The 23,406-nt window shown below is 70.6% G+C and carries 21 protein-coding genes and 1 pseudogene; 11 read left to right on the top strand and 11 right to left on the bottom strand.

The window, feature by feature from the left end; all coding sequences use genetic code 11:
• Positions 1–124: 124 nt before the first annotated feature.
• On the bottom strand, positions 125–1,963 hold the full coding sequence (ilvD, locus tag RAB71_RS19850; protein WP_010340341.1) for a dihydroxy-acid dehydratase: 1,839 nt from the start codon (positions 1,961–1,963) through the stop codon (positions 125–127).
• 244 nt (positions 1,964–2,207) lie between these two features.
• On the opposite strand from ilvD, the gene RAB71_RS19845 reads away from it, so the two are divergent.
• From RAB71_RS19845 to RAB71_RS19830, 4 genes are all read left to right on the top strand, one after another.
• Positions 2,208–3,569: a cellulase family glycosylhydrolase gene (locus RAB71_RS19845; protein ID WP_040900535.1), complete on the top strand. Its 1,362-nt coding sequence runs from the start codon at positions 2,208–2,210 to the stop codon at positions 3,567–3,569.
• A gap of 102 nt (positions 3,570–3,671) precedes the next feature.
• Positions 3,672–4,235: a DUF1190 domain-containing protein gene (locus tag RAB71_RS19840; RefSeq protein WP_029561730.1), complete on the top strand. Its 564-nt coding sequence runs from the start codon at positions 3,672–3,674 to the stop codon at positions 4,233–4,235.
• Positions 4,236–4,269: 34 nt separating this feature from the next.
• The gene (locus RAB71_RS19835; RefSeq protein ID WP_010340344.1) at positions 4,270–5,451 is read left to right on the top strand and encodes a glutathionylspermidine synthase family protein; all 1,182 of its coding nucleotides are present in this window, start codon (positions 4,270–4,272) and stop codon (positions 5,449–5,451) included.
• 67 nt (positions 5,452–5,518) lie between these two features.
• The gene (locus RAB71_RS19830; RefSeq protein ID WP_010340345.1) at positions 5,519–6,118 is read left to right on the top strand and encodes a hypothetical protein; all 600 of its coding nucleotides are present in this window, start codon (positions 5,519–5,521) and stop codon (positions 6,116–6,118) included.
• A gap of 393 nt (positions 6,119–6,511) precedes the next feature.
• Here RAB71_RS19830 and RAB71_RS19825 read toward each other — a convergent pair whose 3' ends face one another.
• A complete protein-coding gene (locus RAB71_RS19825) occupies positions 6,512–6,823 on the bottom strand; it encodes a hypothetical protein (RefSeq protein ID WP_010340346.1) in 312 nt (103 codons plus the stop codon).
• Positions 6,824–6,996: 173 nt separating this feature from the next.
• On the opposite strand from RAB71_RS19825, the pseudogene RAB71_RS19820 reads away from it, so the two are divergent.
• Positions 6,997–7,178: pseudogene (locus RAB71_RS19820) on the top strand (recombinase XerD); the annotation flags it as partial.
• Positions 7,179–7,204: 26 nt separating this feature from the next.
• Here the strand turns inward: RAB71_RS19820 and RAB71_RS19815 are convergent.
• The 8 genes from RAB71_RS19815 to RAB71_RS19780 form a co-directional block, all read right to left on the bottom strand.
• A complete protein-coding gene (locus RAB71_RS19815; protein WP_029561732.1) occupies positions 7,205–8,503 on the bottom strand; it encodes a DUF58 domain-containing protein in 1,299 nt (432 codons plus the stop codon).
• A gap of 166 nt (positions 8,504–8,669) precedes the next feature.
• Positions 8,670–9,662: a MoxR family ATPase gene (locus RAB71_RS19810; protein WP_010340348.1), complete on the bottom strand. Its 993-nt coding sequence runs from the start codon at positions 9,660–9,662 to the stop codon at positions 8,670–8,672.
• Positions 9,659–10,846, bottom strand: a complete 1,188-nt coding sequence (locus RAB71_RS19805) for a DUF4350 domain-containing protein (RefSeq protein WP_010340349.1) — start codon at positions 10,844–10,846, stop codon at positions 9,659–9,661. The genes RAB71_RS19810 and RAB71_RS19805 overlap by 4 nt, the downstream gene beginning before the upstream one ends.
• Positions 10,843–12,540 (bottom strand): DUF4129 domain-containing protein, encoded by a 1,698-nt coding sequence (locus RAB71_RS19800; protein WP_010340350.1) that lies wholly within the window; start codon positions 12,538–12,540, stop codon positions 10,843–10,845. The genes RAB71_RS19805 and RAB71_RS19800 overlap by 4 nt, the downstream gene beginning before the upstream one ends.
• Positions 12,530–13,585, bottom strand: coding sequence for a stage II sporulation protein M (locus tag RAB71_RS19795; RefSeq protein ID WP_010340351.1), 1,056 nt, complete (start codon positions 13,583–13,585; stop codon positions 12,530–12,532). Before RAB71_RS19795 ends, RAB71_RS19800 begins: the two co-directional genes overlap by 11 nt.
• Positions 13,582–14,259, bottom strand: a complete 678-nt coding sequence (locus RAB71_RS19790) for an RDD family protein (protein WP_010340352.1) — start codon at positions 14,257–14,259, stop codon at positions 13,582–13,584. The genes RAB71_RS19795 and RAB71_RS19790 overlap by 4 nt, the downstream gene beginning before the upstream one ends.
• Before the next feature lie 172 nt (positions 14,260–14,431).
• Positions 14,432–15,355: a DUF2167 domain-containing protein gene (locus RAB71_RS19785; protein WP_010340353.1), complete on the bottom strand. Its 924-nt coding sequence runs from the start codon at positions 15,353–15,355 to the stop codon at positions 14,432–14,434.
• Positions 15,356–15,484: 129 nt separating this feature from the next.
• The gene (locus tag RAB71_RS19780) at positions 15,485–16,036 is read right to left on the bottom strand and encodes an alpha/beta hydrolase (RefSeq protein ID WP_010340354.1); all 552 of its coding nucleotides are present in this window, start codon (positions 16,034–16,036) and stop codon (positions 15,485–15,487) included.
• Between the two features lie 105 nt (positions 16,037–16,141).
• Between RAB71_RS19780 and RAB71_RS19775 the strand changes: the two genes are divergently transcribed.
• Positions 16,142–16,636: an Lrp/AsnC family transcriptional regulator gene (locus RAB71_RS19775; protein WP_029561733.1), complete on the top strand. Its 495-nt coding sequence runs from the start codon at positions 16,142–16,144 to the stop codon at positions 16,634–16,636.
• A gap of 9 nt (positions 16,637–16,645) precedes the next feature.
• Here the strand turns inward: RAB71_RS19775 and RAB71_RS19770 are convergent, their stop codons facing one another.
• Positions 16,646–17,197 (bottom strand): gamma carbonic anhydrase family protein, encoded by a 552-nt coding sequence (locus RAB71_RS19770; RefSeq protein WP_010340356.1) that lies wholly within the window; start codon positions 17,195–17,197, stop codon positions 16,646–16,648.
• Positions 17,198–17,352: 155 nt separating this feature from the next.
• Between RAB71_RS19770 and RAB71_RS19765 the strand changes: the two genes are divergently transcribed.
• The 5 genes from RAB71_RS19765 (at position 17,353) to RAB71_RS19745 (ending at position 23,299) form a co-directional block, all read left to right on the top strand.
• Positions 17,353–17,958, top strand: coding sequence for a methyltransferase domain-containing protein (locus RAB71_RS19765; protein WP_010340357.1), 606 nt, complete (start codon positions 17,353–17,355; stop codon positions 17,956–17,958).
• Between the two features lie 206 nt (positions 17,959–18,164).
• The gene (locus RAB71_RS19760; protein ID WP_010340358.1) at positions 18,165–19,676 is read left to right on the top strand and encodes a nitrous oxide reductase family maturation protein NosD; all 1,512 of its coding nucleotides are present in this window, start codon (positions 18,165–18,167) and stop codon (positions 19,674–19,676) included.
• Complete coding sequence (locus RAB71_RS19755; RefSeq protein WP_010340359.1) at positions 19,673–21,001, top strand: carbohydrate porin; 1,329 nt, start codon at positions 19,673–19,675, stop codon at positions 20,999–21,001. The genes RAB71_RS19760 and RAB71_RS19755 overlap by 4 nt, the downstream gene beginning before the upstream one ends.
• Before the next feature lie 36 nt (positions 21,002–21,037).
• On the top strand, positions 21,038–21,943 hold the full coding sequence (aroD, locus tag RAB71_RS19750; protein WP_104609535.1) for a type I 3-dehydroquinate dehydratase: 906 nt from the start codon (positions 21,038–21,040) through the stop codon (positions 21,941–21,943).
• Between the two features lie 48 nt (positions 21,944–21,991).
• Complete coding sequence (locus tag RAB71_RS19745; RefSeq protein WP_010341886.1) at positions 21,992–23,299, top strand: MFS transporter; 1,308 nt, start codon at positions 21,992–21,994, stop codon at positions 23,297–23,299.
• The last annotated feature ends 107 nt before the right edge of the window (positions 23,300–23,406 follow it).

The raw sequence follows: 23,406 nt of genomic DNA, 5'->3' as shown, positions 1-23,406 counted from the left end.
GTGTCCAGAAAAGCAGCATAGCCTTGGGCGTTTGTGATCCCGCGTCGGGACTGAAGTCCCTCCCACAGTGCAATGCCGGAACGCCATGGGGGCCGTGGAACTCCACGGTCCCCATGACAACGCCTCACCCGTCCAGCATCGCCTTGTTCCGCACCGCCCCCTTGTCCGCACTGGTCGCCAGCAACGCATAGGCTTTCAATGCAGTGCTCACCTTGCGCGGGCGCGGCTCAGCCGGCTTCCAGCCGCGCGCGTCCTGTTCGGCGCGGCGCGTGGCCAGTTCCGCGTCGGAGACCAGCAGGTCGATGCTGCGCTGGGGGATGTCGATGCGGATGCGGTCGCCGTCGCGGACCAGGCCGATGGCGCCGCCCGCCGCCGCTTCCGGCGAGGCGTGGCCGATCGACAGGCCGGAGGTGCCGCCGGAGAAGCGGCCGTCGGTGAGCAGGGCGCATTGCTTGCCCAGGCCCTTGGACTTCAGGTACGAGGTCGGGTACAGCATTTCCTGCATGCCGGGGCCGCCCTTGGGGCCTTCGTAGCGGATCACCACGACGTCGCCGGCTTTCACGTCGTCGGCGAGGATGCCCTTGACCGCGGCGTCCTGGCTTTCGAACACCTTGGCGTTGCCCTCGAACACGTGGATGGATTCGTCCACGCCGGCGGTCTTCACCACGCAGCCGTCCTCGGCGATGTTGCCGTACAGCACCGCCAGCCCGCCCTCCTGCGAGTAGGCGTGGGCGACGTCGCGGATGCAGCCGCTGGCGCGGTCGGCGTCCAGGCTCGGCCAGCGCGTGGCCTGGCTGAAGGCGACCTGGGTGGGAATGCCGGCCGGCCCGGCCTGGTAGAAGGTCTGCACCGCGGGGTCGTCGCTCTGGGTGATGTCCCACTGCGCGATGGCGTCGGCCAGGCTGCGGCTGTGCACCGTGGCCTGGTCGGTGTGCAGCAGGCCGCCGCGCGCCAGTTCGCCGAGGATGGCGACGATGCCGCCGGCGCGGTGCACGTCCTCGATGTGGTACTTCTGCGTGTTCGGCGCCACCTTGCACAGCTGCGGCACGCGCTTGGACAGGCGGTCGATGTCGCGCAGGGTGAACGGCACCTCGGCTTCCTGCGCGGCGGCGAGCAGGTGCAGGATGGTGTTGGTGGAGCCGCCCATCGCGATGTCCAGGGTCATCGCGTTCTCGAACGCTTCGAAGGTGGCGATGCCGCGCGGCAGCGCGCGCGGGTCTTCGGCGCCGTACCAGCGGTGGCACAGTTCCACCGCGGTGCGGCCGGCCTTGAGGAACAGTTGCTCGCGGTCGGCATGGGTGGCGACCACGGTGCCGTTGCCGGGCAGGGCCAGGCCCAGCGCTTCGGTCAGGCAGTTCATCGAGTTGGCGGTGAACATGCCCGAGCAGGAGCCGCAGGTGGGGCAGGCGCTGCGCTCGAACGCGGCGACCTTCTCGTCGGAGGCGGTGGGATCGGCGGCGATCACCATCGCGTCGATCAGGTCCAGGTTGTGGTCGGCGAGCTTGGTCTTGCCGGCTTCCATCGGCCCGCCGGAGACGAACACGGTGGGGATGTTGAGGCGCAGGGCGGCCATCAGCATGCCGGGGGTGATCTTGTCGCAGTTGGAGATGCACACCAGCGCATCGGCGCAGTGCGCGTTGACCATGTACTCCACAGAGTCGGCGATGATCTCGCGGCTGGGCAGCGAGTACAGCATGCCGTCGTGGCCCATGGCGATGCCGTCGTCCACGGCGATGGTTTCGAACTCCTTGGCCACGCCGCCGACGCGCTCGATCTCGCGCGCGACCAGTTGCCCGAGATCCTTCAGGTGCACGTGGCCGGGCACGAACTGGGTGAAGGAATTGGCGATGGCGATGATCGGCTTGTGGAAGTCGGCGTCCTGCATGCCGGTGGCGCGCCACAGGGCGCGGGCGCCGGCCATGTTGCGGCCGTGGGTGGAGGTCTTGGAGCGATAGTCGGGCATGGGAGCAGCGAACGAGCGGGCGGGGAGGCTGGCGATGGTGGCGCGATCGGATCGTTGCTGCTGCAACCGTCGTGGACGCCCACCGGTGGGCCGACCACGTTAGCACGCACGCTGGCGCCACCGCGCGCCGGCCAGGAGTGAGAAGCGGTTCGCAGACCTGCCCGAACACGCTTGGCAGACTGCGGTGGCCGGTGCGTCAGGGGGCGTAGGCCCGGCTCGCCCATCATGACCACAGGAGGTGTCCATGCTTCGGCATGTGCGTTCGTCGTCTTCCGCTGTTTCCTCCCCCACCCCGTCCCTTGTTTCCACCCCGGCCGATCCGGGCCGCCGCAGCGTGCTGCGCGCCGGTGTCGGCATCGCCGCCGGCGCCGCGCTGTGGGGCCTCGGCGGCCAGGCCCGCGCCGCGGGCACGCTGCCGTTCGCCGGCCTCAATCTGTCCGGGCTGGCGTCCAACAACTTCGTCGACAACGCCGTCATCGACCGGCACTACCGCGACATCCGCGACCAGCACATCGTCGCCGCTGGCGCCTGCCCGCTGTTCCGGCTGCCCACCACCGCCGCACGCTTCAGCACCGGCCAGGGCATGCCGCTCAACGCCACGTACTGCGACCAGGTCGAGAAAGTGCTGGACCGGCTCGCGCTGCGCGGCAAGGTGGCGATCCTGGAGCTGCACGACTACATGCGCCTGCCGATCAAGGTCGCGAGCAAGTCCGGTTACCGGCGCGATGGCTCCGGCCAGTTGATCGGGCCGGATGGCCGCGCGGTCACCGACCCCGCCGACCAAACGGTGTGGAACGGCACCTACCGCAAGGGCAATTTCCTGTACCTGGCCTACTTCGACCCGGCCGACAACCTGCTCAAGCTCTACGAGTACCGCGTGATCGGCACGCCGGGCTGCACGTTGTACAACGCCGCCGGCCTGCCCGATCTGTGGAGCCGCATCGTGCAGCGCTTCCGCTCGCATCCGGCGATCTTCGGCTGGGGCCTGATGAACGAGCCCTACGAGGGGCCGGAGTACAACGCCGACGGCAGCAAGCTGGTGATGGCCGACCACTGGCTGCGCACCGCCACCGCCACCGCGGCGCGCATCTTCGATTTCGACCGGTCGCATTACGTGTTCGTCTGCGGCAACGAATACGCCAGCGCCCGCCGGTGGAAAGAGGCGTCGAACAACCTGGACACGATCCCCGACCCGTACGACCGCATCGTCTACGAGGCGCACAACTATCTGGATAACGAGGGCCGCGGAGGCGGCGCCTGGGCCAATCCCAATGAAAACGTTGCGCCGGACACCGGCATCGAGATGGTCAAGCCGTTCATCGACTGGCTGGGACACAGAGGCAAGCGCGGCTTTCTCGGCGAGCACGGCTATCCGGCCGGCAACGCCAGCGCGGAATTGGCGACCAAGCGCATGCTCGCGCACCTGCAGGCCAACAACATCCCCAGCACGCAGTGGTGCTTCGGGCCTGGCTGGCCGGACAACGACGTGCTGGGCATGAGCCGCGACGTCGGCATGGACATCCAGGTCAAGTCCAACATCGCCGCGGTACAGCCGTATTTCGACGCGCGCCTGTCCAGCTACGTGCCGCCGCCGCCGACGAGCTGACGCGTCGCGACTGCGTCAGCAGCGACGTCCAACCGCCGGCCGCGGGTTTCCGCGGCCGGCGGAACCGGGCATCATCGTGCCTGGACTCAGGAAGACGTTGCCATGAAAAGGTCAAAGACGACCGCGTTGTTGCTGATGAGCGCGGCACCATTGCTGTTCACCGCCTGCGGGCGCGAGCCGGAAGCCAAGGCCCAGGAAGGTCTCTACACCTCGGTGGATGCCTGCGTGGCGCAGACCCACGACATCGCCACCTGCCGCGAGGCCTTCGCGCAGGCGCAGAAGCAGGCGGCGGAACAGGGGCCCAAGTACGCCAGCCGCGAGCAATGCGCGCAGGACTATGCGCAAGATCGCTGCGTGGAGCAGCGCGACAGCCACGGCCATTCCTTCATCGGGCCGATGATGACCGGCTTCTTCCTGTCGCAGATGCTCAACAACAACCGCGCCGCCGGGTTCAATGCGGCTCCCGCCTACCAGGACCGGCAGAACCAGTGGCAGCGGCCGGCCTCCTATTCCGGCGGCGCCGGCGGTGCCGGTGCGGCTGCCAGCGGCACGATGCTGCGCGGCAACCAGACCATGACCCATATCGGCGCCACGCCGAACCGGGCGGTCACCGTCAGCCGCGGCGGTTTCGGCGAATCCGCCGGTGGGCGCGGCTTCGGCAGCTGAGTCCGGCTTTTTCCCTCATCGCACGAGACCCCGCATGAAACGCATCGCGATCGTCGAGCGCGGCGACTGGCGCGCCCAGGCCGCGGAGTACGGTTTCCGCTTCCACACCATCGACGGCCAGCGCTACTGGGACGAGCGTGCCTACTACGCGTTCAGCCTGCGCCAGATCGAGCGCGATTTGGAGGATCCCAGCGCCGAACTGCACGCGATGGCGATGGGCCTGCTCGATGAGATCGTCGCCAGCGAGGCGCTGATGCAGCGGCTGGCGATCCCGCCGGCGTTCCGCGACTGGATCGCCGACAGCTGGCGGCGCCGCGAGCCGCATCTGTACGGACGCCTGGACCTGGCCTACGACGGCCGCGGCCCGGCCAAGCTGTACGAACTGAACTACGACACGCCGACCTCGCTGTTCGAGTCGGCGTTCTTCCAGTGGCAGTGGCTGGAGGACCAGCGCGCGCAGGGCCGATTGCCGGACGACGCCGACCAGTTCAACTCCATCCACGAAGCCTTGCTGGAGCGCTTCGCCGCGCTCGCCGGCGGATTGCCGCCGCCGCTGTACTTCGCCGCTGTGCGCGATTCGGAGGAGGACCAGGGCACGATCGCCTACCTGCGCGACTGCGCAATGCAGGCCGGCGTCGGCGGCGAGCTGATCGCCATCGAGGACATCGGCCTGTCCAGCGACGGCCGCTATACCGACCTGGACGACACGGTGATCGGCGCGCTGTTCAAGCTGTATCCGCTGGAGGACATGTTCGCCGAGCGCTTCGGCCAGGCCCTGCCGGGCTCGGGCCTGCGCCTGCTGGAGCCGCCGTGGAAGGCGCTGCTCAGCAACAAGGGCATCCTGCCGCTGCTGTGGGAGCGCCATCGCGGCCACCCGAACCTGCTGCCGGCTGCGTTCGACGACGGCAGCGCATTGCCGCCGGGTTGGGTGCGCAAGCCGCTGCATTCGCGCGAGGGCGCCAACATCGTGCTGCACCTGGACGATGGCCGGGTGCTGGAGAGCGACGGCCCCTATGCCGGACCCTACATCCGCCAGCAAGCGCATCCGCTGCCGGCGTTCGAGGGCCGCTACCCGATGGTCGGCAGCTGGATCGTCGGCGACCGCGCCTGCGGCATCGGCATCCGCGAGGACGATGGCCCGATCACCCGCGACAGCGCGCGGTTCCTGCCGCACGCCATCGTCGAGGACGCGCGGCCGGGCGTGCTGTATGCGTGAGTCTGTGTCGCGCGCCGACGCGACGTCGCCTGATGCGCCGCGTCGGCATCGCAACGACGGAACGCCCTTGGCCGCCTATGCGGACCAGGTGGCTGTGCGCTGCCATCGCTGCGGTGCGCCGGGCTGGGTACTGGCGCAGTGGGAGCCCTATCGCTGGCAGGCACGCTTCCGTTGCGGGCAGTGCGCCGCGGGGCTGGATAGCGACGCCGACGACTGGGTGGGCGCGGTGCAACTGGAAGGCCATCGCGCCTGCGGCCATTGCGGACACAAATGGGTGCGGGTCCGTGCGACGTCGACCGGCGCAACCCCGGCGCCCGCGACCTTGTCCGGGCGTTGCGCGCAGTGTGGGAAAAGCAGCGCAGTGGCCGTCACCGCGTATCGCATGCGCGACGGCTCGCCCCACGATCCGCATTTCGGCATGCCGCTGGCGCTGGTCGCGCCGACCCGCGCCGGCGTGCTTTGGGCCTACAACCCGCGCCATCTGCAGGAGTTGCAGGACTACGTGGCGGCGACGCTGCGCGAACGCCGTGGCCTGTTCGGACGCTCGATGGTGGCGCGGTTGCCGGCGTGGATGAAGCTGGCACGGCATCGGCCGCTGATGCTGCGGACCTTGCAGCGTCTGCAGCAGGCCAGTGCGCAGTTGCCGCCGGTGCCTGCCGCGACGTGAGCGGTCGTGAAGTGCGAGGTGTTGCAGCCGCCATTTGAGCGCAGGGCGTGGATGCAATCGATCCTGCGCAATGGCCGCGCTTTACGGAAACGACGGCGCGGTGTTGGTTGGAGCGTTGGACTGCCGGAGGTGATGCGATGGGCACCAGAACGCGGAGGCGGGGGGCGCGCTCGGAATGCCTGGTGTGTGCCTCGGCGTCAGTGCTGTGTCCGTCGCGCACTCACCATGACCAGTAAGACGAAGGACGCCGTGCTTCTGCAAATCGCCGACGTGGTCGCTCCGCTGCCGACACCGCGATCGGCGCGCTGTTCAAGCTGTATCCGCTGGAGGAGCCTTGACGCCTGAGCTAAGCCGCGCCGTAAAGCGACTTCGGCTTGAATGCATCGCTAGGCTTCAGCACGCAAGCGTTGAAATTGCGTTGAGCTTCCATTTGTAGATCACCCAGAGAAGCGCCAAGGAAAATGCACATAGAGCGCTAATGGCCTTGCTCAAGCCCGAATCCTCGCGCATTCCGATCAGGAGCTCAGTAACGCAGCCAGTCCCCAAGGTGACGGAGACCGGAAGAATCCACATAAAAATTGCCTGCCTCTCGATGGAAGAGCAGTTGGGTACCTGGCCAACGTTCAGCGCAAAGAAGATCCCAGCGACGGCGACCGCCGTGACAGCGAGTTCTATTAGAACAATGGGTAGGGATTTGTCGCTCATCACCTGAGGCCCTACTAACTCTTGGACCGCGTGAGCGGTGTTGCGCCCAGTATCGACCAAGGCTGGAGATCTGAGAAGAAGGAACTCCTACTCCGCAACCAATGACTTGCCGGATGGCACCGCGGAGCTCTGGCCTTGATGCTGGTTGCGTTATCCGACGATTGAGCAGGCGCATGAGTGAAACCTGGGACGATGCAGGCCTCACTGCTTACCTGGCCACCGTGCTGTTGGATCAGATCCGTGGCCGGCTGCGGCTTCGCCATTACAGCCTGCGCACCGAGCAGGCGTCTGTGCGCCGGAGATGGCGCTCATTCCCGCCAACCGTAAGCGGCATCCCGTGCAAAGGGGATCGGCAGCGACGCCACGGGCCGCAGCGTCGCGCTACAGCAAGCCGTCGCGCTTCACCGCCAGGTAGCGCTCGATCAGGGCGGCGGGCAGTTCCTCGCCGGTGACGTCGAGCACCATCACCCCGTGGCTGCGCAGCGCCTCGTGCGCGGCGCTGCGTTGCTGCAGGTAGCGCGCCACCGCGCCGGCCTGCACCGCCTGCGGCAGGTCGTGGACCTCCTCGCTCAGCGCCTGGTCCAGTTCGCGCTCGCGCAGGCTGGCCACGCATACCAGGTGGCGGCGCTGCAGCAGGCGCACCGCGGCCAGCAGGTCTTCGATGTCCTCGTCGCGCACGTTGCTGACCAGCATCACCAGCGCGCGGCGGCGCTGGCGCAGCGACAGTTCGGTGGCCGCGGCCAGGTAGTCGGTGGCCACCGGCTGCGGCTGCAGGTCGTAGCTGGCGCGCAGCAGCACGTCGACCGTGGCCATGCCGCGCTGCGGCGCCACCCAGCGCGCGTCGCCGCCGCTGGCCATCATGCCCACCGCATCGCCCTGGCGCAGCGCCAGGTACGACACCACCAGCGCCGCGTTGAGCACATGGTCGAAGTGCGACAGACCGGATTCGCTGGCCAGCATGCGCCGCCCGGTGTCGATCAGCATCAGCAACTGCTGGTTCTTCTCGTCCTGGTACTCGCGCGAGATCAGCTTGCGCGCGCGCGAGGTGGCCTTCCAGTCGATCTGGCGCAGGCTGTCGCCGACCCGGTACTCGCGCATCTGGTGGAAGTCGGTGCCTTCGCCGCGGCGCCGCTTCAGGTGCGCGCCGACCAGGCGCGAGGCCTGTTCGGCGCTGAACAGGGCGAAGCGGGTCAGCGGCGCGAAGTTCGGGTACACGCGCACCGTCTGCGCCGGCCCGGCCAGGCGTTGCTGCCGCCACAGGCGCCAGGGCGCATGCAGGCGCAGGTGGGTGCCGTCGAAGACGAAGCGACCGCGCGCGGTCGGGCGCAGTTGGTAGCGCACCTGGGTCTGATGCGCGGCGGGCAGGGTCATGCGTTGCGGCAGGCTTTGCAGTTCCCAGCCGCTGGGCACCAGGTCGAACAGGTCCACGCGCTGGCGCTGCGCGCTGTCCAGGTGCAGCACCACCTCGCGCTGCACGCCTAGCGGCAGCGCTTCGGGCAGCTCGCGGCGCACCTGCGGCGTCGGCCGCCGCCACAGCCGCCAAGCATCCAGCGCGGCGGCCAGCGCGATGCCCGCCGCGACCGCCTGCCAGCTCCACAGCGGCAGCCAGCCCAGTGCCACGGCCAGGCCGCACAGCGCCCACAGCGCGAGCAAGGCCAGCAGGAGCGGGGCGGGTCTCATCGCTTGGGGGCCGGGAGTGGGGAATGGGGAATGGGGAATGGGAAAAGCGGCAGGGCTGCAGCGCGACGGGTCGCTGCGTTCGTCAGCTCACTGCAATCGGGAATTGCGGGCAACGCCGGGAACCCCGGCTTTTCCCATTCCCCATTCCCCATTCCCGACTCCCGGCTCATTTCCTTGGCGCCTCCACCTTGGCCAGCAGCGCGCTGAGGGCGTCGTCGGCGCTCTGGCCTTCGATCTGCAGTTCCGGGGCCAGGGCGATGCGGTGGCGTAGGGCCGGCTTGGCCACGTCGCGGATGTCGTCGGGGATGACGAAGTCGCGGCCGGACAGCACCGCCTGCGCGCGGGCCGCGCGGACCAGGGCGATGCTGCCGCGCGGGCCGGCGCCGAGCGCAATGCCCGGCCAGCGGCGAGTGGCGGCGACGATGCGCACGGCGTAGTCGATCACCTGCGGGTCGACGGCGATGGCGGCAGTGCCGGCCTGCATCGCCACCACGTCCTCGGCGCCGAGCACGCGCGGCACCTGCGACAGGTCGAAGTCGCCGGCGCTGCGGCCGCTGGTGACCGCGGCGACCATGCGCGCCTCGTCCTCCAGTTGCGGGTAGTCGATCAGGATCTTCAGCAGGAAGCGGTCCAGCTGCGCTTCCGGCAACGGATAGGTGCCTTCCTGCTCCACCGGGTTCTGCGTGGCCAGGGCCAGGAACGGCGGCGCCAGCGGGAAGGCCGTGCCTTCGATGGTGACCTGGCCTTCCTGCATCACTTCCAGCAGCGCCGACTGGGTCTTGGCCGGGGCGCGGTTGATCTCGTCGGCCAGCAGCAGGTGGGTGAACACCGGGCCGCGGCGGATCTTGAAGCTCTCGGTCTTGGGGTCGTATACGGCATGGCCGCTGACGTCGCTGGGCATCAGGTCCGGGGTGAACTGCACGCGTGCGTAGTTCAGTTCCAGCGCCTGCGCCAGCGCGCGCACCAGCAGGGTCTTGCCGAGGCCGGGCACGCCCTCGATCAGCACGTGGCCGCCGGCCAGCAGCGCGATCAGGATCTGCTCCAGCACCTCCGGCTGGCCGATGAAGGCATGGCCGACCGCGGCGCGGATCGCCTCGGCGCGTTCGATCAGGGCAGGGCCGGCGAGCGGCGCGACGGCGTCGGAGGGGGCGGTGGTCATAACTGGTTTCTCATCTGGACGAGGAGGCGGATGCGCTCGCGCAAGGCGGCGGGTTGATTGGGCGGCGGCGGCTGCAGCGCCTGTTCGACCTGCGCCACCGGCAGTTGCAGGCGCTCGGCGATGGCGGCGGCCTGGGCCGGGCCCTCCAGGGCGGCGGCGAGCGGTGCGCGCCGGCGCAGCCGCGCCAGGAACGCCTCGCGCACCGCCGCGTGCAGCAGGTCGGCGCGGCCGAAGCGCAGCAGGTGTTCGCCGCTGGCACGCACGTGCTCCAGCAGCGAGCGGCGATCCTCGGCCGGCGCTGCGCGCAGCGGCCCGAAGCGCTGCATGCGCGACCACAGCCAGGCCAGCAGGATCAGCAGCGCCGGCAACCAGGCCGGCCAGCCGCGGGTGAACAGGGTGCGCCACAGCGACGGCAGTTCGGCCGAATAGATCAGGTGGATGGTGCCCTGGCCGTAGTTCGGCCCCAGCACCTGCCGCGCCAGCAGGCGGTTGCCGGCCTCGCGCAACCCGCCGCTGCGCAGCATCGGGTCGTTCTCCATCGGCGAACCCTCGAACATCCTGCCGAGCCGGTTGTCCTGGTTCTCGAGGAAATCCAGTTCCGACAACACGTCCACGCTGCCGTCGCCGTAGGGCACGCGCGCAAACACGAAGTCGTCGTCCTCGCCGCTCCACCAGTTGTCGGGTGTGTCCGGATCGATGTGGAAGCGGCGACCGTCGCAGAAGAATTTTTGCGGCGCCGCGCCGGGCACCGCCATCATCAGGCAGTTGTCCGGGCTGCTTGCCTCGACGGTGATGTCCAGTGCTTCCAGGATCGGCACGTCGCCGCGCTTGACCTCGACGGTGGGCGTGCGCAGCACCAGATGCCCGCCATGCTCCACCCAGTCCAGCAACGCGTCGCCATCGGCCTTGCCGAGCATGCGCGGGTCGCCGTACAACACCACGCTGTCGTGCGGGCGCAGGCGCATCGCCGCCAGGTCCAGGCGTTGCCGCGACTCGGCGCGCACGCCGTCGGCGCGCAGGGTTTGGCGCAGTGCGTACAGCGGGTTGTAGGCGGCCTCGCCGCGCGGCGGCAGCACGATCTCTCGCTCGGCGCGTTCGTAGCGGCCGAAGAACCAGGCCGCGCCGACGCTGACCAACAGCAGGCCGACCAGGAAGATCAGCGCATTGCGCGTGCCGCTGTTCATGCCTGCCACCGGAACTGGCGCTGCAGCTCGTCGACCAGCGTGTCGAAGGCGTCATCCGCCGGCAGCCGGCCGGCATAGGCGGCGTGCTGCCACACCCGCACCATGCGCGCGAACAAGCCGCGGTCGGCGGCGTCGGGCAGGCGTTGCGCGGCGCGCAGGCACTGCGCCTCGGTGGCGCTGGGCGGCAGCACCAGGTCGGCGCGTTCGCACAGCGTCGCCACGCTGGCCCGGTACAGCAGCGCCAGCGCATCGCGATGGCGACCCTCGCGCCAGGCGCGTCGTGCCACCGTCGCCACGTCGTCGGGCAGCGGTTGCGGTGCCAGCACCGGCACATGCTCCGGCGCCGTGGGCGGCGTCGCGCGGCGGCGCCCGGTGCCGCGCATCCACGGCAGCCAGTGCCTGGCGGTGAGCAGCAGCACCAGCAGCAGGATCCCCGCCAGCAGCCACATGCCCCAGCGGCCGACGAAGGCGATGGCCTGGGCCGCGGCCTCGATCCATTTGCCGAATGGGGTGAGGTCTTGCTGCTTGTCGTCCGGCTTGGGCGGTTCGTCGGGATTGCGCTTCTTCCAGTAGCCGATGGTGCGCTTGGCGGTCAGCAGCGGGTCGGCGTAGGCACGGTCGGCGGCGCGGGCGAAGCGCGCATCGGCGGCGGGCTCGGTGTCGAACACTTCGTCCAGCGGGACCGGATGCGCGGCGTTGTGGTGGTGGGTGTCGGCGGCGGGCGCGGCCGCGGCCTTGTCGTCGGTCTCGGCGTTTGCGTCGGCGTCGGCGTCGGCGTCGGTATCGGTTTCGCCATCGCCATCGCGCGTGCCCTCGGCGGGCGCATCCTGCGCCGCCGCGGTCTGCGTTGCCGCGTCGTCGGCCACCGGTTGCGCACGCAGCGCCGCGGTCGGCGCGGCGAGCAGGGCCACGCACAGCAGCGCCAGCGGCGCGGCGCCGCGCAGGCGCGCGGCCATCCGGCGCAGCGCCATCTCCACGTCCCAGGCTTCCAGCTGGGTACGCCGGTTGAGGTACAGGCCGAAGCCGGCGCCGACGAAGAACGGTTCGATCAGGGTCATCGCCAGCCAGCCGATGACGTTGAAGCCGATGTCCGCCCATGCCGGCGTCTGGTCGCCGATCAGCGCCCAGGCCGCGCGCGCGGTCTCCGGCAGCAGGTCGATGGGCACGAACATGAAGATCGTGGCGATGCAGGCCACGCACAGCATCGCCTCGAAATGCCAGCACACGCTGGCCAGCAGCAGTGCGTGGCCGTAGATGGCCCCGCCCAGGGTGCGGCGGCGCTCGCGCTGCTGGTCGGCGCTGGCGCCTTCCAGCAACTCCAGCGGCATGAACACGCTGCGTGCCGGGCTCAGCCGGCGCCAGGTCAGGTAGCCGAGCAGCGTGCGCCAGCCCCAGGCGCCCTGCGCGCGCACGGTGTCGCGCACGCGCGGTACGTCGCCGAACACCGCGCGCGAGATCACGAACAGCGGGATCCGGTCCAGCACCGGCTTCAGCCACCACAGCAACAGCGACGCCAGCCACAGCCGGTCGATCGCCCAGGCGCCGAGGTTGAGCACGACGCACAGCGGCAGGGTGACCAGCACCCATGGCTTCCAGATCGCCCCGGCGTGGCGCCGGACCAGCGCAGTGCCCAGTTCCATCGCTTCCCAGGCCGAGCGTGCGCGCAGCACCACGTCCAGGCGCTCAATCCGCATCGATGGCCTCCACCCGGCCGCGACCGCCGCGCCACAGCCACGTCAGCACCAGCGTCCACAGCAGCGCCGACACGCTGTACTTGATCCACGCCGGCACGGTCGCGATGGACGACCAGAACGCCTCGATGAAGGCGGCGACCAGCAGCATCGCGGCCACGCCCAGGCACAGCCGTGCGCCGATCTTGCCGCCTTCGACCAGCGCATCGATGCGTCGCCGCCGTCCCGGCGCCAGCACCTTCAGGCCCAGTTGCAGGCCGGCGCCGCCGGCGATCACGATCGCGGTCAGTTCGAACGGCGCATGCCCGGCGACGAAGCGCCAGAAGGTGACGCCATAGCCGATCTGATGCAGGTGCCCGGCCACCGCGCCGATGGTGATGCCGTTGAACAGCAGCACCAGCACCGTGCCCAGTCCCGCCAGCAGGCCGCTGGCGAAGGTGCGCAGGCCGATGCTGATGTTGTTCATGATGTAGTGGCCGAACATCTGCCAATCGGTGCCGCTGTCGCGGCCGAGCTTCTGCGCGCTGGCGGCCGGGTCGTACATGCGCTCGATCTGGCTGACCTGCATCGGATCCATCAGCCCGTGGATCAGTTCCGGACGGAACTGCAGCAGCACGAAGATGGTCACCAGCGGCACCACGAACAGCGCGGTGGCCGCGGCCATGTAGCCGGCCTGGCTGCGCACCACCTGCGGGAATTCGGCGAACAGGAATTCCGCCGCGCGTCGCCAGCGCGGACGCGGCGCCCGGTACAGGACGGTGTGGCCCTGTTGCATCAGGTGCTGCAGGCGCGCGGTGACCTGCGGGCTGTAGCCGCGCTTGCACGCCAGCGCCTGCTGCTGGCACAGGCGCCGGTAGCGCGCCGGCACGTCCTCGTCGGCCAGCGGCGGCGGCGGCTGCGGATGCGGCGGCGCGACCGCGGCGGTGGCATCGCTGGGCGTGTCGGTGGCGGTCGGCGCCGGCTTGCGCGCGCTGCCGCTGCGCTGCAGCCAGGCCTCGAACGCCTGCCACTCGTGCTGATGGCGGAGGACGAACTGTTCCTGTTTCATCGGCGGCCCAGCAACCAGTTGGCCATCGCGTACAGGCGCAGCACTCCGGCCTGGCCCGGCGTGTCGGTCAGCGGCTGCGCCAGCGCGGCCAGTTCCAGCTGCCGCTCCGGGGTGAGCCGCGGCGCGCGCTCGGCGAAGGCGATCAGCGCCGCCTGTTCGGCCGGCAGCAGCGGCCGCGGCGGTGCGAGGGCGCTGGCGATCGGCGGCAACGCCTCGTCCTCGCGCGGCGGTTGGTGCACCACCAGCGTGCCGGCGACCAAGTCGCCCAGGCGCCGCGAATGGGCATCGAACAGGCAGGCCAGCAGGCCGACGGCGTAGCCGAACGGCAGCATGTCCACGGTGCGCAGCAGGTTGCGGGTGATCGCGGCCATCCACCCCACCGGCGCGCCGTTGCGCGCCACCACGCGCAGGCCCAGCGCCTGCTTGCCCAGGGTCTGGCCGCGCCAGCCCTCCAACACGATCGGGTAGGCCCAGAACACCAGGAACATCGCCACCAGGTACAGGCCCTGGCCGAGGCCGCCGAGCAGGCCGAGGAACATGCCCATGGCGGCGAGCAGGGCGAAGCGCAGCGCCAGGTCGATCAGCCAGGCCAGTGCGCGCGGCACCGCGCCGGCGGCCGGCAGATGCAGCGGCACGCCTTCGGGGGTGACGACTTCGCGATAGGTATCGAGCATGCCCCTTACCGCCGCCGCATGGTGCGGCGGACACTGACGCCTGCGATGTGGGGAGGCCGTCCTTCCGTTCGGCCGGCTGCCTGTGGCGGCATGCTGCTCTCGACTGCGTCCTGCTCCGACACGGAACTTTAGCCGGGGTGGCGTGAATTGCCCAGCGTGACGGCGGTGCCGGTCAGCGCACCGTGCCGCCGTCGCGCTGGCGTCCGCCGAACAGCTTGCGCACGCCGGCGACCAGGCCCATCAGGCCGACCAGTACCAGCTTCCAGGCCTTGGCCAGCAGCAGGCCGAGCTTGGCGAACAGGCCGGCCTTGGCCGCCAGGCCGCCGCCGATCAGGGTGGCCAGGCCGTAGCTGGCGATCTTGTCGGTGGACGGGTTGTGGTCGGCATAGCGGGCGCCGCTGTCGAACTCGGCCATCGGCAGCAACTGCTGCATGCCCGCGCGCACCTGCGCCAGTTCGCCCATGCCCGAGACCGCATTGAGGCTGAGGTAGCCGTGCCGGCCGAGCACGCGGATGTCGTAGTTGAGGGTGTGCTCGCGCTCGCCCGCGAATGCCAGCTCGCGCGCCCAGTACAGCTTCTTGCTGCCGGTGTCGTAACGCGGCGGCACCGCCCAGCCGACCAGGTCGACCTGCTCGTAGCCGGCCTTCTTGCGCTGCGCGTTCTCCTCGCGGGTGGCCTCCTGCATGTCCTTGAGCATGGCCTGGTAGTCGATCTTGCTGGCGTCCTCGTCGGACACGTAGCCGTCGTCGGAATAGGTGACCACCACCGCCCAACTGCCCTTCTCGTCGAGCGCCGGCCGGCGCGGCACGATCAGGCCCAGCACGTCGTCGTCGGGCGGGTTGCCCCAGTAACTCTCCAGCACCCGCCGCGCATCGGTCTTGTCCAGGTAGCGGAATTCCGGGCCGAGGTCGAAATGCACCTTGGCCTGCGGGACCTCGATGTGGCCGTCGCGGAAATGCAGCGTGCCGACGAACTGCTCGGCGGTCATGTCCGGGCCGCTGTCCTGGGCCAGCGCCGGGACGGCGCTGAAGCACAGCGCACAGCAAAAAGCGGCCAGCAGGCCGCGCAGCGAGATCTTGAGCATCTGCGATTCCATTCGTTCGGTGGCGTCCCCACGCCAGAGACGCATAGTGTCGCGCAGGCGCGGGAAGCGCGCCAGTCGCGAGCGCGCTTTTTTACCGCTCCACGGCGTCGCGCGGCGAGGCGTCGGCAGCGCTCAGGCGGGCTAGGCCGGTGTCGGTCCGAGGCCGGCGTCGAAGGCGGCCAGCAAGTGCGCGCCGTGCGGCCAGGCGCCCAGGCCGCTGGCTGCGTTGATATGTCCCAGGCGATCGAGTTCGACCAGTCCGCTGCCCCAGGCGGCCGCGCAGCGACGGCTGTAGGACGGCGCTGCGTAGGGATCGTCGCTGCTGGCCACGATCAGGCTGGGGAACGGCAGCGGCGTCGCCGGCGCCGGAGCGAAGCTGGCCGCCTGCGCATGCGGGAACGCGGCACTGTCCGGATCGGGCACGGCGACCAGGAAGGCGCCGCGCGGCAGGCGTTCGGCACGCGCGGCCCAATGCGCGACCAGCAGGCAACCCAGGCTGTGCGCGACCAGCAGCGGCGGCGTGGCGCAGTGCTGCACGCAATGGTCGAGCGCGCGCAGCCAGTCGTGCAGTTGCGGATGCGCGAACGACGCCGGTTGCAGCCGGCGCATGCGCGGGTCGTGCCGCTGCCAGAGGGTTTGCCAGTGCTCCGGTCCCGAGTCGCCGATGCCCGGCACGATCACCACGTCCTGCATGCGCTACGCTCCGTCGGAAGAAAGCGTGAGTGTCGCGCTGCCTGCCTGGCATCGCCATGGCGATGCATCGGCGCAAGCGACGGTTTTCCGATGAATCCACGGTGGATGGCGAAGGGGGCGAGGCGAGTGGCGGCGAAGACCTGGCGGGGCGATGCCCTGGACTACGCGATCCTGGAGGCGCTTCAGTGCGACGGCCGCATCGCCCTGGCGGCCCTGGGGCGGCGCATCGGCCTGTCGCAGCCGGCGATGTCCGAGCGCGTGCGCCGGCTCGAGGAGCAGGGCGTGATCACCGGCTATACCGCCCGGGTCGATCCGCGCGCGCTGGGCCTGGCGACCTCGGCCATCGTCCGCCTGCGCACCACGCATGCGCAGATCGGCGCGTGCCTGGCGCTGTTCGCGCAGATGCCGCAGGTGCTGGACGTGCATCGGGTCACCGGCGAGGACTGCTTCGTGCTGCGCGTGCTGGTGCCCGCGCCGGCGCAGCTGGAGCCGGTCATCGATGCCCTGGCGCGTTTCGGCGCGGTGACCACCAGCGTGGTGTTGCGCAGCGAGACGCCGCGCCCGATCGGCCGTGCCCTACTCGCCTTGGCGGCCGAGTAGTGGTGCGGGCTACTGCGGCGCTGCCGCGGCCGCGTCCAGGTAGCGACCCTTCAGCCGCACATAGTGCTGCGCCGAGTAGTGCAGGCTCTCGATCTCCTTGTCGCTGAGCATGCGCGCCTTTCGCGCCGGATTGCCCAGCCACAGCTCGCCTTCGCCGACGGTCTTGCCAGGGCCGACCACCGCGCCTGCGCCGACGAAGCCGTACTTCTTCACCGTGGCGCCGTCGAGGATGCACGCGCCCATACCGATCAGGCACAGGTCCTCGATGGTGCAGGCATGGATGATGGTGCCGTGGCCGACGGTCACGTCCGCACCGATCAGGGTCGGGTAGCCGGCCGCGTTGTAGGGGCTGTGGTGGCTGACGTGGATGATGGTGCCGTCCTGGATGTTGCTGCGCGCGCCGATGCGCACGTAATTGACGTCGCCGCGGATCACCGTGCCCGGCCACACCGACACGTCGTCCTCCAGCACCACGTCGCCGATGAGGGTGCAGGCGGGGTCCACATAGACGCGCGCGCCCAACTGCGGGGTCTTGTCGAGGTAGGGGCGGATCGGGGACACGGCGCTCTCCGGCGGTGGGCGGCCGGCGGCCACGCGGGCGCCGATGATAACGCGGTCGCTCGGGCCGGCCGCCGCGGGCGCGTCCCCCGACGCGTGTCGCACGCAAGGACTAAGCTACGCCGGGCGTCGTGCGACGCCGTTGCGGAGCAATCGCCATGGTGGACCGCCCGACCGTCGCTGCCTACGACGCCGAAGCCGCGCGCTATGCGCAGGACTGGCACGACCAGGCCGCGCCCGAGGACATGTACGCACTGCTCCGGCGGCATTTCGCGCCGGGGCCGACCGCCGACGTCGGCTGCGGCGCGGGGCGCGATACGGCCTGGCTCGCAGCGCGCGGTTTCGAGGTGTGCGGCTACGATGCGAGCGCCGGGCTGCTCAAGGAGGCGCGGCGGCGCTACCGCGGCCTGCGGTTCGAACTGGCCGCGTTGCCGGCACTGGCCGGCGTCCCGTCCGGCGCGTTTCGCAACGTGCTGTGCGAAACGGTGGTGATGCATCTCGACCAGGCGGACGCGGCCGCCGCCGCCGAGCGGCTGGCCGAGCTGCTGATGCCGGAGGGCACCTTGTACCTGAGCTGGCGGGTGGCCGGAAACGACGCGCCGCGCGATGCGCATGGCCGCCTGTATACCGTGCTGGATGCGACGCGGATGCGTGCGGCGCTGGGTGCCGGCATGCAGCTGATCGACGACCAGGAGGTCGTCAGCGCCTCCTCCGGCAAGCGCGTGCATCGGCTGATCGCGCGCAAGGCCGCCGCCGCCGCATAGCGCCATGCACCTAGCCTTGCGGCGCGGTCGGCGACTCCGGTTGTGCGATAAACGCACCGCGAATCGATATTCGCACTTGAATGGTGCAGTGCGATAAAACTAGCGTTGCCGCTGTCCCGGCGCCTGGCAGCGCGCGACGCGTGCGCCGCTGGCGGCCGCGGCGCCGCCCGCCGCCGGTGCGGTCCCGATTCTGTTGGAGATGGTGCATGTCCTGTGCGTTTTCCCGCGGCCTGGCCCTGTTGGCGGCGGCCCTGCTTCCCGGTGCCGTGCGCGCCTACCAGGCCGAGCCGGCGCCGCCGGAGCGCAGCGTGCTCACCGTGGACCGCTACGCCGACGACGATGCCCCGGGATCGCTGCGCTGGGCGATCACCACCGCCAACCAGGCGCCCGGCCGTTACCGCATCGAGATCGCCGCAGTAGGCGCGCCGCCGTACGTGATCCGCCCGCGCGCGCCGTTGCCGGCACTGCAGGGGCCGCTGCAGGTGGTGGGCCTGGCGCGGGCGCACGACGGCCAGTACATCGCCATCGACGGCGCCGGTTACATCCGCGGCAAGGGCACCGCGGCCTGCCCGGGCGCGGAGAAGGGCCAGTTCGGCACCAACGTGCGCAGCACCACGCTGCCGGGCCTGCTGCTGCGCGACACCCGGGGCGTGGAACTGAGCGGCCTGGAGATCCGCAACTTCTGCATCGGCGTGCTGCTCAACCGCGCCAGCGACAATGTGCTGCGCGACAACCGCATCGTCGCCAACCACGGCGGCGCCGGGGTGATGCTGACCGGCGACGACGGCAACGGCCAGTCCACCGCCACCACCACGGTGCGCAACCGCATCGAGCGCAATACCTTCCTCGACAACGGCGACGGCCTGGAGCTGACCCGCGGCGCGGCCTGGAACCTGGTGGCCGACAACGTGTTCCGCTCCACCGACGCCAATCCCGAGCCATCGCAGGGCATCGAGATCCTGTGGGGCAACGACAACACCGTGCTGCGCAACCGCTTCGAGCGCTACTCCGACGGGTTGCAGATCAACTGGGGCAACCGCAACACCATCGCCGACAACGACTTCGCCGGCAATTCGATCGGGGTCAGCGTCACCGGCCGCGACAACCTGATCGAGGGCAACCGCCTGACCGGCAACGGTATCGGCATCGCGGTGCGCCCGCAGCCGCGCAGCGAAGCCAACCGGTTCAGCGCCAACCTGCTGTCCGGCAACGGCCTGAAGATCGAGCGCTGTTTCGCCGGCGGCGCCTGCGTGCCCGGCCAGCCGCGCGGCGCCATCGTGTTCGGCGTGCCGGGCCTGGAGCACGCGCCCTTCGTCGGTTCGCGCGGCATCGGCGTCGATCCGGACCCGCGCAAGCGCGCGACGATCTGCGGCGCCACGGCGGCGGACGGTTGCCAGCCTGCGCCGAACTTCGGCCAGGCCGCCCCGCAGTTGCGCACGATCGAACGCGGCGCCGGCGTGCCGCAGGTGCAGGGCAGCTTCGTCGGCCGCCCCGGCCATCTGTACACGGTGGAGCTGTTCGGCAATCGCCACCGCGGCGACGACGAAGCCGAACGCTATCTCGGCCGCGTCGAGGCGGCGGTGGATGCGCAGGGACAGGGCCGCTTTGCGCTGCCGCTGGACGGCGACAGCGCAGGATTGGCCACGCTCACCGCCACCGTCACCAGCGACGATGGCGCGACCTCGCCGCTGAGCGCACCGCTGGCGGTGACGCCGTGAGCCGCGCCGTCTCCGCCGGCGCGCGTGCGCCGCGCCGCCTGCCGTCGTTCCCGGCCTGGTCGTTGTTGGCCGTGGCCATCGCCTTCGTCCCGGCCGTTGCCGCTGCGCAGGACGCCACCGACCTGGCGCACAGCACCTTCAGCGGCGACTGGGGTGGTGTGCGCAGCGACTGGCTGCGGCGCGGCGTCAACGTGCGCGGCGACTACGTCGGCGAAGCCATGGGCCTGGTCGACGGCGGCCGCGGCGAGCGCGGCGCGCGCTATGCGCAGCAGGTGCGGCTGGGCGTGGACCTGGACTTGGCGAAACTGGCCGGTTGGGACGGCGGCACGCTGCACGTGACCGTCAACGACCGCCGCGGCCGCAGCACCTCGGCCGATCTGCTCGGCAACCGCTTCCCGATCCAGGAAGCCTACGGCGGCCAGTTCACCCGGCTGACCGAACTGAGCTACGACCGCCGCTTCAACGACGGTCGCAGCTACATCAAGGCCGGCTTCTACGCGATGGGCAACCAGTTCGGCGCGCACACGCTGCTGACCAACTTCGTCAACGCCGCGTTCTGCGCGCATCCGCTGGCGATGTCCGGCAACAGCGGCTGGTACAACTATCCGAACGCGCGCTGGGGCGCGGAAGTGGCGCAGCAACTGACGCCGGCGGCGAACCTGCGGGTCGGCTGGTTCCAGGTCAACCCCAGTACCAACAACAACGTGCACACCGCGTTCGACCTGGCCGCGCGCGGCACCACCGGCTCGCTGTTCCCCGTCGAACTCACCTGGACGCCGGGTGCCGGCGGCAACTACCCGGGCACCTACAAGTTCGGCGGCTATTACGACTCCTCGCGCGTGCCGCGCAAGGGCCTGGACCCGCGCGCCACCACCGGCCGCGACGGCGCCTACCTGCTGGTGGAACAGAAGCTGTATTCGCCCGGCGGCGAGCGTGGCCGCGGCCTCACCGGCTTCGCCCAGTACATGGTGTCCGACCATGCCACCGCGCAGATCACCCGTTGGTACGCCGTGGGCGGTGTGTACCAGGGCATCGGCCGGCGCAGCCAGGACCGCATCGCGCTGGGCTACGTCGGCGCCGACATCAACCACCGCCTGCTCGATGCGCGGAGGGCGGCGCTGCTCGATGCCGGTGTGCCGCCGGAGGCGCCGGTGTTCGCGCTCGATACCGCCGAGGAACTCTACGAACTGTCCTACAGCGCGCAGCTGACGCCATGGCTGATGCTGCGGCCGGACGTGCAGTACATCGTCAACCCCGGCACCTTCGCCTATGCGCGTACCGAAAACGCGCTGGCGGTGGGGCTGCAGGTCAAGCTCACCTTCTGAGCGCGCGCTGCGCGCCTCCTGCCCAGGCCGATCCCGATGCCCTTGTTCCCACGACGACTGACCTTCCTGTGCTGCGCCGGCCTGCTGCTGGCATCGCCGCTGCAGGCCGCACCCGCGGCACCCGCGGCAGCGGCGCCCGCCGCGCCGTCCGCGACCGCGCCGCTGCCGCCGCCGCGCGTGCTGCAGATCCGCGGACTCGACATCGGCGCCGGCCTGCCCAAGATCATCGTGCCGATCACCGCGCACGACGCCGGGGAGGCGCAGGCGCAGGCGCAGCGCATCGCCGCCTCGCCCGATGCGGACCTGGCCGAGTGGCGCATCGACCTGATGGACGGCGCCACCGACGCCGCCGCGCTGGCCGCCCTGGGTCCGCGTCTGGCGCAGGCGCTGCACGGCAAGCCGCTGCTGCTGACCTTCCGCACCAAGGCCGAGGGCGGTGCGGTGGCGATCGACGATGCCGCCTACGGCGCGCTGTACGCGCGCCTGCTGGAGGCGCGCTTCGCCGACCTGCTCGACGTGGAGATGTTCCGCGACCCGGCGGTGCTGCGGCAGGTGGTCGAGCGCGCACACCGGCAGGGCGTGTACGTGGTGATGTCCAGCCACGACTTCCACGCCACCCCGCCGGTGGCGGAGATCGTGGCGCGGCTGCAGCGGCAGCAGGCGCTAGGCGCCGACGTGCTGAAGATCGCGGTGATGCCGCGCGATCCCGGCGACGTGCTGCACCTGCTCGACGCCACCTGGCAACTGCGCCAGCGCAGCGGGCAGCCGCTGCTGACCATGGCGATGGGGCCGCTGGGCGCGGTGTCGCGGCTGTCCGGCGGCACCTTCGGGCAGAGCCTGACCTTCGGCATGCTCGGCAGCGCCTCGGCGCCGGGGCAGATCGACGCGGCGCGCCTGCGCCAGGCGCTCGACGCCCTGCACGCGGCCGCGCCCGCCAAGTGACGCCGCATCGCCGCGGTTCTCGTTCGCCGTTCCAGCAGGAGTGACCCCATGAGCCATGCCGCCGCCCCGCCCACCGCGCTCGTCCTGGACCGCATGAGCGGTTTCCAGTGGACGGCCATCGCGGTCTGCGTGCTGTTGAACATGCTGGACGGCTTCGACGTGATGGTGATGGCCTTCATCGCCCCGCACGTGTCGGAGGCCTGGCATCTGTCCGGCAAGCTGCTGGGCATCGCGCTCAGCGCCGGCCTGGTAGGCATGGCGCTGGGCTCGCTGCTGCTGGCGCCGCTGGCCGACCGTTGGGGCCGGCGCAGCATGATCCTGTGCTGCCTGGCGATCCTGACCGTCGGCATGGCCGCCTCGGCGCTGGCGCAGGACATCTGGCAACTGGCCGCGCTGCGCGTGTTCACCGGCATCGGCATCGGCGGCATGCTCGCCGGCGTTGGCGTGATCACCGCCGAATACGCCAGTCCGAAGTGGCGCAGCACCGCCGTGGCGCTGCAGGCCACCGGCTATCCCATCGGCGCCACGCTGGGCGGGTTGATCGCCGCGATGCTGCTGGAACGCTGGGGCTGGCATGCGGCCTTCCTGTTCGGCGCACTCGCCTCGCTGCTGTGCATCCCGGTGGTGCTGGCGCTGCTGCCCGAATCGCTGGATTTCCTGCTCAGCCGGCGCCCGCCGGATGCGCTGGCGCGGCTCAACGCGTTGCTGACGCGCATGCGCGCACCGACCCTGGATGCCCTGCCGCCGCGCCCGCCGGCGCAGGAGCAGGCCGGCTACGCGGCGCTGTTCACCCCGCGCCTGCGCCGCAACAGCGTGCTGATCGCGTTGGGCTTCTTCATGCACATGTTCGCCTTCTATTTCGTGCTGAGCTGGACGCCGAAACTGCTGGTGCAAGCCGGGCTGTCGGCCGAGCAGGGCGTCACCGGCGGGGTGCTGTTGAACCTGGGCGGCATCGTCGGCGGCGCCTTGTTCGGCGGTCTGGCCGCACGTTTTCTGCTGCCACGGCTGACCGCAGCCAGCTTCCTGATCGCCGCACTGGGAATGGCGGCGTTCGCCACGCTCGGCACGCAGCTTCAGCTGGCCTTCCCCGTGGCCTTCGTGATCGGCGCGGCGCTGTTCGGCTCGATGGCCGGCCTGTATGCGGTGGCGCCGATCGTGTTCGCGCCCACCGTGCGCACCACCGGCCTGGGCTGGGCGATCGGCATCGGCCGCGTCGGCGCGATCCTCTCGCCGATGACCGTCGGCGTGCTGGTCGATGCCGGCTGGCAGCCGGCCAACCTGTACTACGTGCTGGCGTTGCCGTTGCTGGTGGCCATTGCCGCGGTGCTGACGATGCGGCTGCAGCCGGCGCGTTGAGGGCAGGGCGGCGCGGGCGCGGGTCTGTCTAGGCTTCGAGGACAACGCGCTTTGCGGCGCGGCCTGTTCTGCGTCACCCGATCGGCGCCGTGCCCGGCGCCGTACCC

Source organism: Xanthomonas sacchari (assembly GCF_040529065.1).
In the GTDB taxonomy this organism is placed as follows: domain Bacteria; phylum Pseudomonadota; class Gammaproteobacteria; order Xanthomonadales; family Xanthomonadaceae; genus Xanthomonas_A; species Xanthomonas_A sacchari.
The sequence above is the reverse complement of the archived record's forward strand: the minus strand, read 5'-3'. Positions and strand labels throughout refer to the sequence as shown.